Annotated in this window: 11 protein-coding genes and 1 CRISPR repeat array (1 of these 12 running past the window's edge); of the genes, 10 read left to right on the forward strand and 1 reads right to left on the reverse strand. The window is 37.3% G+C overall.

Annotation, left to right across the window (positions count from 1 at the left end; genetic code table 11):
* The first annotated feature begins 24 nt into the window (after positions 1-24).
* The gene (locus ACJJVZ_RS08515; protein ID WP_405599760.1) at positions 25-369 is read left to right on the forward strand and encodes a 2OG-Fe(II) oxygenase; all 345 of its coding nucleotides are present in this window, start codon (positions 25-27) and stop codon (positions 367-369) included.
* On the opposite strand, the gene ACJJVZ_RS08520 is transcribed toward ACJJVZ_RS08515, so the two are convergent.
* Entirely contained in the window at positions 359-1597 is a 1239-nt protein-coding gene (locus tag ACJJVZ_RS08520; protein WP_405599763.1) for a helix-turn-helix domain-containing protein, read from the reverse strand. The two genes, ACJJVZ_RS08515 and ACJJVZ_RS08520, sit on opposite strands and share 11 nt — an antisense overlap.
* A gap of 205 nt (positions 1598-1802) precedes the next feature.
* On the opposite strand from ACJJVZ_RS08520, the gene ACJJVZ_RS08525 reads away from it, so the two are divergent.
* The 9 genes from ACJJVZ_RS08525 to cas6f all read left to right on the forward strand — a co-directional run bounded on the left by ACJJVZ_RS08525 (position 1803) and on the right by cas6f (position 11984).
* Complete coding sequence (locus ACJJVZ_RS08525; RefSeq protein WP_226894471.1) at positions 1803-2363, forward strand: outer membrane beta-barrel protein; 561 nt, start codon at positions 1803-1805, stop codon at positions 2361-2363.
* Between the two features lie 288 nt (positions 2364-2651).
* A complete protein-coding gene (locus tag ACJJVZ_RS08530; RefSeq protein ID WP_193154459.1) occupies positions 2652-3494 on the forward strand; it encodes a WYL domain-containing protein in 843 nt (280 codons plus the stop codon).
* Between the two features lie 132 nt (positions 3495-3626).
* Positions 3627-4610: a type I-F CRISPR-associated endonuclease Cas1f gene (gene cas1f / locus ACJJVZ_RS08535; protein WP_405599765.1), complete on the forward strand. Its 984-nt coding sequence runs from the start codon at positions 3627-3629 to the stop codon at positions 4608-4610.
* Positions 4611-4664: 54 nt separating this feature from the next.
* Entirely contained in the window at positions 4665-7538 is a 2874-nt protein-coding gene (gene cas3f, locus ACJJVZ_RS08540) for a type I-F CRISPR-associated helicase Cas3f (RefSeq protein WP_405599767.1), read from the forward strand.
* A gap of 39 nt (positions 7539-7577) precedes the next feature.
* Positions 7578-8036 carry a hypothetical protein gene (locus tag ACJJVZ_RS08545; protein WP_405599769.1) on the forward strand — a complete coding sequence of 153 codons (459 nt, stop codon included), beginning with the start codon at positions 7578-7580 and terminating at the stop codon, positions 8034-8036.
* On the forward strand, positions 8036-9319 hold the full coding sequence (locus tag ACJJVZ_RS08550; RefSeq protein ID WP_405599771.1) for a type I-F CRISPR-associated protein Csy1: 1284 nt from the start codon (positions 8036-8038) through the stop codon (positions 9317-9319). Before ACJJVZ_RS08545 ends, ACJJVZ_RS08550 begins: the two co-directional genes overlap by 1 nt.
* Complete coding sequence (gene csy2 / locus ACJJVZ_RS08555) at positions 9316-10257, forward strand: type I-F CRISPR-associated protein Csy2 (RefSeq protein ID WP_405599773.1); 942 nt, start codon at positions 9316-9318, stop codon at positions 10255-10257. The genes ACJJVZ_RS08550 and csy2 overlap by 4 nt, the downstream gene beginning before the upstream one ends.
* 26 nt (positions 10258-10283) lie before the next feature.
* Positions 10284-11318: a type I-F CRISPR-associated protein Csy3 gene (csy3, locus tag ACJJVZ_RS08560; protein WP_405599775.1), complete on the forward strand. Its 1035-nt coding sequence runs from the start codon at positions 10284-10286 to the stop codon at positions 11316-11318.
* Positions 11319-11345: 27 nt separating this feature from the next.
* Positions 11346-11984, forward strand: a complete 639-nt coding sequence (gene cas6f / locus ACJJVZ_RS08565; RefSeq protein ID WP_405599777.1) for a type I-F CRISPR-associated endoribonuclease Cas6/Csy4 — start codon at positions 11346-11348, stop codon at positions 11982-11984.
* Positions 11985-12112: 128 nt separating this feature from the next.
* A CRISPR array of direct repeats spans positions 12113-12583; the repeat unit is 28 nt; unit sequence GTTCACTGCCGCACAGGCAGCTTAGAAA; it runs 1297 nt beyond the window's last position.

The raw sequence follows: 12583 nt of genomic DNA on the forward strand, positions 1-12583 counted from the left end.
AAACACCCTAACAATCGAGCTTTTATGTTTAATAAATTATTTCGCTGGCAACGAGGCAGGCAAAAAACAGGCTACGACAAAATGCTGTTATGTGGTGCTTTGTGGCCTATAAAGTTTGATGTTTACTTAATAAAATTCCCGCAAGGGAGTGAAATAAAGCCGCATACAGATAGAGTAAAAGCAGGTAAACACTTCAGGTTAAATATAGTGTTAAAGCCCGCAAAAAAAGGAGGTGAGTTTATATGCAAGGATTCAATAATTAACACCCGCAGAGTAAAGCTTTTTCGCCCCGACATTAATGAGCACCGCGTTATGAAAATAGAAATAGGTTGTCGCTATATTTTGAGTATTGGGTGGATTAAAGATTAGGTTTTGTTAACCATGCCAGCCACAAAGGGAGTGAAAGCTGGTTTAGCGCGCTTTCAATCTGCGTTAATTTTGAACGTGCGGCGAGTGTATTGTTTTGCTCTATATCTATAAGGTAAAGTTGGTAGGTAGCAAATGTATTGACGACATTTGTTGTGTTACACATCGCATTTAGTGTGCTTAGGCAGGCTAGAAATTTTGTTGTGTTTGCCGTTTTTCGATAAATATAGAGTGCTATACATAATAAACTTGGCAGGGAAATGTCTTCATCACTTACTAAGGCTATGCTCTGCTCAATAAGTTGCTCTGCGAGTGCGGGTTTTTCATTTGTACAATGAATTGCCGCTAAGTATCCCTTAGATACCGCAACGCAACGGTTATACCCAGAAAGGTTGGCGACATTGAGTGACTCGGCGCAAAACGTATAGGCGGCTTTAGTATCACCTTTTAATAAATAACATGCCCCAAGTAGCTGTAAAGCTGTCCCTTTAAATAGGTTTTTTTCTATTGAGTCTGTTTTTTCCCCGCATTCGGTTAAACATAAATTAGCAGATTGGATCGCTGCGTTTATATCACCAGAATATAAATTAAAGAGCGAATAGGTGCTGTAGTAATGCGCTTTCTCTTGATTAGCGTATTGTAATGAATTACTGCAAATAACTAAGTAATATTGTGACTTTTTAAACTCACACGAAAAAAACAATGTAATTGCACAGCCTAAATTAGCAGAAAAAACGAGCGAAAGATCATCCGCTTTTGTCGCTTTATTAAAGCCTTTTTCAAAATATTGCAGTGCATTTTTATATTGACGATGAATAAGAGATGCGTAACCAAGTTTAATATAAAAATTAGCGATAATAGCGCGGGGTAACGTTGAATGAAATGTCGATTTTATTAAAGAAATGGCGAGTTTAATTTTACTGCTCATCATTAGTTCATATAAAAGCCCATCGTTATGCAACTCGTTGACTAAAATATCGCGGTTTTCTTCACTAGGATAAATATCTATTTCTGAGCGGGCAATTAAATCTTCTTTAGTGCAGCTTAAGGCATGAGCAAGTTTAGTTAAGTTACTAAGCCTAATTCTGGAAACCGATCCATTGAGCCATCGAGTTAATGTTTTTTCACTCACACCAATTTGATTGGCAAGCCATAAGTGTTTTATTGATTTTTGTAAGATTAATTGTTGTAACTGTTTTCTGTTTAGCAGGGCGGTTTTTGAGTTGTTCAATTTTTTGCTCTTATAACTCAGCGTTAAATATACGTATGATCAAAGGGATTTTAACTGCTAATTAAAGTTTCGCGCAGCATGGCATATTTAAAAATGTCCCGCTATGTCTGTAGATTAATTTAGGGTCGCTCATTATCATATATTGAACCTAGCCTAGGGGCAACACTGCATCGCTTTTAGGATTAACTTAATATTGGATAATAAAATGAAAAAAATGATCTCACTTACTGCTCTTACTTTACTCATAAGTAGTTTTTCTTCGCATGCAAATGAGGCTCAAATAAGAATGGGTGTAGAGCTAGGTACTAGTAAAATAGCTGTAGATAAAGATTTTGCTATTTTAAAAGAGGATTTTGATACAGACGGACTCTCTATAAATTACGTACTAGGTTATAAATTTGCAAACAATGTAGTAACAGAAGCTAACGTAGCCTACTCATCAAGCGATATATTATTTGGTACTTTTGATAGTTACGAAACCTATGAAATTAAGGCGATGGCAGGCTATTCTTTTGATTTAGCTACGTATTTTAAAGTTGTGCCAATGGTCGGCTTCTCACACTGGGAACTGGAGACAAAACAAGGACTGTTTTTGAACCCCGGACCTGAGGCCGAAGAAGAGTTTTCAGGCACCGATTTTACTTATAAAGTAAGGTTTGAAGTCCCTGTAAGTGACTTGGTTTTACTTTCACTCTCGTATGCGAATACTGAAGCTGAGTTCGGCCGAAATGAAACCACTCAAATTGGTATATTATTTGAGTTTTAATACCAACTGTTAAACGGCGAGGCGGCTCGCCATTTAATAATTATAAGAATAGTAGGTAAGGCGTCTAAACCGCGTAGTTAATTTACACCCCCTTATTATAAGGGCTATAAAACCATATACTTTAGAGATCAGATAAAGTGGCATAATTTATATGCGGATCGACATGATGCTTAAGTAAGCACTCAAAAACGTCTGTGTTTACAAATGTTTTATCACAAAATTTGTCATTGTTATTCTTAGCTAATTTGATACTTTGTAAAAAGGATAAAAAAATAGCTAAGGAACAGCATGACGCCACACATAAATTACGATCTAATTAAGCGCTTTCATTTTATAGAACTTATTGTATTTTGGGAAAATCGCTTAACGACTAAGCACATACAACACCATTTTAATATAAGTCGTTCAAGTGCATCTAAATATATACAAGATTATGTAAAACTGTATCCTAAATCTTTAACTTACAACAACTCAAAAAAAGGCTATCAGGCAACAAATCACTTTATGCCAAGGTATGGTGAAAAAGATCTTGGTACATATTTAAGCATTACCCAGCAAGGTATTCAAAGTGAATATTATAATCACTTTACTGCTATGCAATCCCCGCTAGTACCAGTAAATCCAAAAAGAGTGAGTGGGATATTACACGCACTAAAACATAAGCAACGAATAGACGTTGGTTATGCCTCAGTATCAAACCCTGAGTTTGAATCGCGTATTATCAGCCCGCATAATTTAGTTTTTGATGGTGCTCGCTGGCATGTACGCGCTTATTGCGAAAAAAATCGTGATTTTAGAGACTTTGTTCTTACTCGTTTTAATGGCGAATGTGAAATAGAAGGGCCAGCTGAGTATGACCAACAAAACGACACATTATGGCAAACTCAACTGGTAGTTAGTATAGAGCCAGATCCTCGGCTAACCGCCAATAAGGCAAAAATAATAGCGCTCGACCACCAAATGCACCAACAACCCAATGGTCATTACAAGCGTAACCTAAAAGTTCGCGCTGCTTTATTACTTTACCTTTTAAAACAACTACGTGTAGATAGCTATCAAGCAAACCCCGAAGCGCAACAAATTATACTCAGCCCCGATTGCTTAGCTAATTTACAACCTTACATGCCGTAATATCTAATAAATAGGCAGATAATAATAAACTAAAAACATGCTTAAAATTACGACAGGTGATAAATATACAGTGTTGCTGAAAAGGTAAACAGCCAGTAATTTAGACGCAACGATAATAAAGGATAAAAAGTAATGGATGATTTTAGCCCAAGTGACTTAAAAACAATTTTGCATTCAAAACGCGCTAATATGTACTACCTAGAATACTGCCGTGTTATGCAAAAAGATGGGCGTGTTTTGTACCTTACTGAAGCTAAAAACGAAAACCAATACTTTAACGTACCTATTGCCAATACCACTGTATTATTACTGGGAAATGGCACATCAATAACGCAAGCTGCAATGCGAATGTTGTCACAAGCGGGTGTGCTTGTTGGCTTTACCGGTGGTGGGGGCACTCCTTTATATATGGCGTGTGAGGTCGAATGGTTTACACCACAAAGTGAATACAGGCCAACAGAATATTTACATGGTTGGCTACAATTTTGGTTTGAAGACAAAAAACGCTTACTAGCTGCAAAAACAATGCAGCAAGCCCGCATTAGTTATTTACAAAAAGTATGGAATAAAGACCGCGATTTAAAAAACGAAGGGTTCGACTTTAATAGTGAACAAATACAAATAGCATTGAGCACCTTTGAAGCGCGTACCAGTGCAGCGACTAAACAGTCAGAGTTACTACTTACCGAAGCGCAATTAACCAAAGTACTTTATAAATACGCGGCTAATAATACCAGCACCGCAGCATTTAAACGCCAGCATCAAAGCACTGATAAAGCCAACGACTTCTTAAATCATGGTAACTACCTTGCCTATGGGTTAGCTGCAAGCTGTTTATGGGTGTTAGGTATTCCTCATGGTTTTGCTGTAATGCATGGAAAAACCAGACGTGGTGCATTGGTGTTTGATGTGGCCGATTTAATAAAAGATGCCATTGTACTGCCTTGGGCCTTTATATGCGCCAAAGAGAACGCCACAGAGCAAGAATTTCGCCAGCAAGTATTACAAGCTTTTACGGATCATAAATCCCTCGACTTTATGTTTGACACGGTCAAGCAAATAGCCTTAGAAAATCATAAAGAGATTAATAATGACGGGATGCACAAAGATGCTTAATAAGCCGGTAGGTCGTGCTTTAGCGCGTCAAATAACGAAAGAGCGATGCTCATTATGATGGTCACCTTTGTTAGCCAATGCGAAAAAAACGCCTTAAAGAAAACACGCCGCGTACTTGACGCCTTTGCCAACCGCATCGGCGATAACACGTGGCAAACCCTCATTACTGAGGATGGCCTACTTACCGTTAAAAAAATGCTCCGTAAAACAGCAAGTAAAAGTACCGCAGTAAGTTGCCATTGGATACGTTCGCGTAGCCGTAGTCAATTTATATGGGTCGTGGGAAATAAAAGTAAATTTAATAGCGAAGGGATAGTGGCGGTTAATAGTACTAAGAAGAACTTATTAAACAGTGAAATAGAAAATGACTGGAAGTATCTGCCCTTAATTAAATCACTTGCAGGCCTTTCTGCATTGCTACACGATTGGGGCAAAGCATCACAACTATTCCAAGAAAAATTGAAACCTAACAGTAAAAATAAATTTAAGGGAGATCCATTACGGCACGAATGGATCTCTGTTTTATTACTCAATGCTTTAGTGAGTAATAAAGCTGATGAAGCTTGGCTAAATGAACTTATTACAGCTGGCGCTAATGAGAGCCAATTAAAAAAAGCAGTTAAAAAAGAAAACTTAAAGCCACTTGATGAATTACCTAACGCGGCTAAATTACTCGCATGGTTAATCGTTTCACATCATCGGTTACCTTATACAAAAGGAGACTGGCGAGATGAAAAAGCACCAGGCTTATCTTCAATGCTTAAGCGGATAACCAAAGAGTGGGGTTATGAAAACAAACAAGACGAAGCCGAATATAATGAACGCGTTAAACAATGTTTTGCGTTCCCCAATGGTCTGTTATCAAAATCTAAAGAGTGGTGTAGGCAAATAAAACGTTGGGCAACAAGCCTAAAAAACAATCTACCATTACTTGAATCTGCAATCCAAGATGGTAGTTATCGATTGGTGCTGCATCATGCGCGTTTATGTTTAATGCTAGGCGATCATTTTTATTCATCACAAGGTGCCGCTAAAAATTGGCAAGATAACACAGGGCTATTTGCTAATACCGATAGAGATACAAGTGAGCTAAAACAAAAGCTCGACGAACATTTAGTAGGTGTGGCAAAAAATGCATTAAACACCGCTCATTTATTACCAGCATTTGAACAAGAGCCGCCAGTAGCAACTGACATTCAAGTATTAAGAAAAGTAAGTACCGATCCTCAATATAAATGGCAAGATAAAGCCGTTACAAAAATTAATGAATGGAAAACACAGAAAAATAAAAAAGTATCAGGATTTTTTGCGGTAAACATGGCAAGCACAGGCTGTGGTAAAACCTTTGCTAACGCCAAAGTAATGCGTGCTTTGTCGGTTGACGGTAAGGGTTTGCGTTATATTCTAGCCCTTGGTTTACGTACACTAACCTTACAAACAGGTGATGAATACCGCGATAGAATAGGGTTAACTAAATTTGATTTAGCGGTACTAATTGGCTCAAGAGCTGTTGCTGAATTACATAACCAGCGCGAAATTAAACAAGATGAAATATCAGATGAAGTGTTAGGTTCTGAATCTAGAGAAGCCTTACTAGATGAGTTTGTCGATTATGACTGTGAAATCCCCGAAGAAGGATTAAGCACAGTATTAACCTGCACTAAAGATAAACAATTTCTATATGCTCCTGTACTCGCGTGTACTATCGATCACATGATGGCAGCAACTGAAACCAAACGAGGTGGGCGTTATATATTGCCAAGTTTGCGTTTAATGTCATCAGACTTAGTTATTGATGAAATAGATGATTTTACCGGTGATGATCTTATTGCTATTGGTCGTCTTATTCATTTAGCAGGCATGTTAGGTAGAAAAGTGATGATTTCATCAGCAACTATTCCACCTGATTTAGCGTTAGGTTATTTCAATGCTTACAAAAAAGGCTGGCAAATTTTTACTAATAGCCGAGATGAAGCCAAAGCTGAAATAGGGTGTGCATGGATAGATGAATTTACCACACATACTCATAGCGTGAATGTAGGACAAAGCGATAGTGCGCTTGAACAATATCAAGCTAATCACGGTAATTTTATTGATAAACGTGTTAATAACTTGAATAAACAAATCGCGAAGCGTAAAGCTAACATAGTGCCTTGCCCACTAATATTAGGGGGAGCCTTAACCAAAGAATACGACATCGAACAAAGTAAACAATTTCATTATTTTTCAACAGTAAAGCTAGCCACTTTAGCTAAGCATCAACAACATCATAGTATTGACGCTAACACAGGTATAAATGTGTCATTTGGCGTGGTACGTGTCGCAAATATTTCTCCTTGTGTTGAATTGACTAAATATTTATTACAAGCAGATTACCCAGCTGATACCCAAGTAAAGGTGATGGCTTATCACAGTCAACAAGTATTACTCTTACGTCACGAACAAGAAAAACATCTTGATGCAGTATTAAAAAGAAAAGAAAAAGCAGGAGAGCCACAACAAGCCTTTTCGAATTCAATTATTCGGCAACATTTAGGCTCATGCAGCAAAAAGAGCAGTGCAGTAAAAAATGTCATCTTTATTTTAGTTGCCACACCGGTAGAGGAAGTAGGGCGTGATCATGATTTTGACTGGGCAATTATTGAGCCGTCTTCTTATCGATCAATTGTGCAATTGGCAGGACGTGTACGCAGGCATAGAGCAGAGGCTACTGAGTGCGCTAATATTGGCATCATGCAATATAACCTCAAAGCTTTTAAAGGTGATGACAAACAAGGTGAAAAGTATTTTATTAGACCTGGTTACGAAGGTGGTTGGGATAAGACATTACATAATCATGATATTAATAAATTAGTGAATGAATCATGGATTAGCAAGAGTTTAAATGCCATATCTAGGATAAAAGTACCTATCCAAACAGATAAATAGTTATTAGCATTTATTGAACACAAAGTAACGGCAGCACAATTGACAAATTTTTCTGAATTTGGTGCCAATACTATGCAAGGCTACTTAACTGAAACATGGTACTTAACGGCTTTACCTCAAGTGTTAACCCCTTTTAGAAAAAGTGAGCCGAGCATTAATTTATTCTTGTTTTATAACGAAACTGAAGACAGTTGTTATTTCACCCAAAAAGATGAAGCAGGTAAAGCGTTAGTCGATATGAATAACCAAGCCATTAATCGAGAAAGTATACTCAATATTAAACATTTGGCGATAACAGAAAAACAACAACAAAACGTATGGTTAAACCGAAATTATCAACAGCTGTTAACACTGTATTTAAGCGAACCGTGGTTAACAAGCCTTAAACGTGTTTCGCTTCGCTATGGTGAAATTAATATGGTAGAGCGTGAAAACGCACAATACGAATATAACGACCAGTTTGGACTGGTTAAAATGAATAAGAAAGGAGATCAGTAATGTTAGCTAAAGAAGTCGATAATTTCTTTGAAAAATTAAAAGAAAATTGGAAAAGAAAAAAAATTAAACCTGCAATGCCTATTGAGATAAAAGAGAGTTTAATAAAAGAGTGTGATTCACACTATTCTCTTAGTCATTGGTTATCTTATGCATCAAATGGAGCTATTAAAAGAGCTCTTTCAAGCCATCCTAGTAAATTTACCCATCCAGATGTTGGGGCTTCCGATACCAATATAAAAAAGAAAACTTATGTATCACCTGTTATTCATCTAGGAAATTTTGAGAATGATGGATTTCTAAAAACAGGAAATGTTATAGGCATTAATTTAGATTCGATAGGTAATGGTGCAGAGGTGGGGAGTATTGGTGAAATAGGAGCTTTTCTGTCTTTAACTTTAGCGGATGGTAAGCGATTTTTTGAGCACTTGCATGAGAATAGTGAACAAGCGAGGAATATATTAAATTATTGCGCCGAGCCATACGATGATTTAAAAGCAGGTTTATTATCAATGATTAAGAATGTTGAACCTCAAACGAACTCTAAAATAAAGCAAGTTTACTTTCCTGTTGATGATGATTATCACCAACTATCGCTGTTAACCAATTCAGGGATGATTTATCAATTACGTTCACGGCTCGATAAATTACGATTTTCAGATGAAGTAAAGGAACTACGCGATAAAAAGCGAAAAAATGAATTTAGTGAACAAGGCTATAGCGAAATTTACGGTTTAACAACCATAGGTTATGGTGGTACAAAACCACAAAATATCAGCGTGCTAAATAATCAAAATGGCGGTAAAGCACATCTTTTATCGTCATTGCCACCAAATATCGAAAAACGAAATATTCACTTCCCGAAAAGTAATTTTTTTGTCGAATCATTTAAAAAATACGAATATGCCGCTCACTTTAAAGCATTACATAAACTGTTTCAGGCAGATTATAACAATATTAATATTCGTGATGCGCGGGACAGTTACCTACAAAACATAATCGACTTACTTATTGAGAAAATGTGGGCGGTTCGCGCTGTTTCGCAAACTCAATTCCACGAGGACACCTCTTCACTATCGCGTACCCAACGTACTTGGTTGCTTGCCAATAATATTAAGGAAAGAGAAAACTCAGAACAATGGTTAGATTTACTAGTGACTGAAATATCAGCATGGTTAAGCCGTAGTTACGAAAAAGTACTAGATAAACAAGCGATTAAATTAGGTGAAGCTGAGCGTTTGTTATTTGCTGACATTATTGACCGTAATAGGGGGTTTTTCAGATGAGCAATATAAAACGATTACTTTTATTACCCCATATACAAGTACATAACGCTAATGCCCTTTCAAGTCCTTTTACTATTGGTTTTCCGGCGATGACTGCATGGCTTGGCGCGGTACACGCACTACAACGAAAATTAAATACTAAAGGTTATAACAGTATTAAGTTTGATAGCGTTGCAGTAATTAGCCATCAATGTGATTTACAAACCCATAAAGGTATTGATGACTTTGTTCATTCAATTATTGGTACTGGCAACCCTCTAGATAAAACAGGGTCAAGAAGTGCATTTATAGAAGAAGCACGTTGCCATTTAGATGTGTCATTAGTGATTGAATATACAGGCATTGAAAAGGACGACGAACAAAACCTACAAGACAATATTACTCACCTACTTAACAGCAAAATGAAAATAGCTGGTGGCGATATTTTAATGTTTAAAGCGCCTCAATTTTTTAAAGTAGAAAATGGTAATACAGCAGATCTTACTGCATTAACACGAAAACTCATGCCGGGTTACGCCATCATTGAACGTCGAGATTTAATGGTGGAAGCTATGGAAGCAGGGCAAGATGCTATGGACGCACTTATAGATCACCTTGCGATTCATCATCAATGTGCAAAAGCAGTTGTTGAAGATGCAGAAAAAATAACTTGGTCAAGCAAACGGAAAAGTAAAGGTTGGATAGTCCCTATAGCGACAGGTTTTCATGGTTTAACTGACTTAGGTGAAGCAAAAAATCAACGAGACCCAAATACCCCTCATCGTTTTGCAGAAAGTGTTGTGACATTAGGTGAATTTAAAATGCCACACCGTGTTAAATCAATCGATGAAATGTTATGGCGTTATCAAACAGACCAAACCAATAACTTATATCTTTGTAGTCAAACACAAAAAACTATTCAAACAGAAGAAGAAATTGAAAACTCTTATTACGAATAACTTAATTTATTAAAAAGGAAATTATCATGGCTAAAAATCAAGACACAGCATCAGTATTAGCATTTGAAAAGAAATTAGTACCGTCAGACGGTTACATGTATGGCACGCAATGGGAAGACCGTAATAACAAAAGTATTCAAACACCATTACAACTTATTGAAAAATCAGTACGCGGTACTATTTCAAATCGTTTGAAAGCGGCAATTAAAAGCGATCCTGTAAAACTCAATGCAGAAGTAGAAAAAGCTAATTTACAAACGGTTGATAGTTGCGCACTTGACCCAGAACAAGACACATTAAAACTACACTTTACTTTAAAAGTATTAGGTGGCGTACAAACTCCTTCTGCTTGTAACAACGCATTATTTAAACAAAGCTACAGTAAAGCGGTATCAACGTATGTTGAAAAAGAAGGCTTTAAAGAATTAGGCAAACGCTATGCACTTAACTTAGCGAATGCCCGATTTTTATGGCGTAACCGTGTTGGTGCTGAAAATATTGAAGTACAAGTAAACGCATTAAATAAAAACAGTAAGCAGTCATGGGTGTTTGACGCGACACAATTTAGTACACGTCACTTTAATAATGATGATAAAAAAGTCATAGAATTAGGCGAGCGCATAGCATCGGCTTTATCAAGTAGCGATGATTTTTTAATGTTGGAGATAAACTGCTTTGTGCAAGTAGGTAAAGCCCAAGAAGTGTATCCAAGTGAAGAATTAGTATTGGATAAAGGCAAAGGTAAAAAAAGTAAAATACTCTATTCAGTCAAAGATATTGCCGCTATGCATTCGCAAAAATTAGGTAACGCACTTCGCAGTATAGACACTTGGTACCCAGAGTTTGACGATGAAGAAAAAACAGCAGGCCCAATTGCAATAGAACCTTATGGCGCAGTAACTAATCTAGGTAAAGCGTACAGAACACCAAAAGATAAACAGGATTTTTATACTTTTTTTGATAAATGGGCGCGCGGAACAGAGCTAGATCGTATTGAAGATGAACATTACGTGATGGCTATATTAGTGCGTGGTGGTGTATTTGGCGAAAGTGATAAGTAACCTTTATTCGATAAAGGAGGAGATCAAATGAAATATTATCTCGATATAACCTTATTGCCAGAAACCGACATTACCCTTGGTTTTATTTGGCAAAAGGTATATCAACAAGTGCATATTGCCTTAGTTGATAACAAAGTAGGGAACAACGAATCAGCTATTGCCGTTAGTTTCCCCAGCTATGGTGAACACGCATTTCCGCTTGGCAATCAATTAAGGTTACTCGCCAATGAAGAAGGGCAACTTACTAAGCTTAATATTGCCAAGTGGTTAAACCGTTTTGAAGACTACGTGCATATTAAGTCGATAAAGTCAGTGCCAGAAAACGTGACTTATGCAGCTTTTATTCGGATGCAAGTAAAAGGTGAGGCGCGAATAGAAAAAGATATGCTTAGTAAAGCACAGCGTTGGGCTGAAAAGTCAGGGCAACCGCTTGATGTTTGTTTACTTGAGCTTGAAAAAAGCAAACCTAAAGCTAATAACAAATTACCTTTTATTTGGCTAGAAAGCCAAGAAACGAGACAGCGAGACTTGAATGCAAGCAGAAAATTCCCACTGTTTATCAAAAAGATAGAAGTTACGGAACAACAAGTTGGTACATTTAATTGTTATGGTTTAAGCACAAACCATAACATGAAAGAAAAGCTAGTTAGTATTCCCCAGTTTTAACCTTTATTTTTGCTCTTTAAAAATTAGAAACTAAAACAACAAGTTACAACAAGCGATAAAAATAAGGTAAAAGTTCATATTTTGCTTTAATCAATTGTTGTAACTTGTTTTTTGCGTGATATTCTAATGTTCACTGCCGCACAGGCAGCTTAGAAATCATCAAAAGAAACATTAGAGTTATGTCCGTTGTTCACTGCCGCACAGGCAGCTTAGAAAAATATCTGTCTATCAGCGCTGAACTCGGTGGCGTTCACTGCCGCACAGGCAGCTTAGAAAAGTAACAAAGGTAAAGCCTGCAAGTGCCACCCGTTCACTGCCGCACAGGCAGCTTAGAAAACCATCATCAAAGTGGAGTAAGTTAAACGAGGGTTCACTGCCGCACAGGCAGCTTAGAAAAGCACAGAAGCGGGGGTAGTGGTTTTAATGGTGTTCACTGCCGCACAGGCAGCTTAGAAAAAAACAGAGCTGGCAATGTAAAAATTGCACTTGTTCACTGCCGCACAGGCAGCTTAGAAATATTGAGTATATAAATCCATCATCACCAAAACGTTCACTGCCGCACAGGCAGCTTAGAAAGCTGTAGAAAGGGTGTGGTAGGT

The organism is Pseudoalteromonas sp. Ld19 (assembly GCF_045064135.1).
Classification (GTDB): Bacteria; Pseudomonadota; Gammaproteobacteria; order Enterobacterales; family Alteromonadaceae; genus Pseudoalteromonas; species Pseudoalteromonas aliena.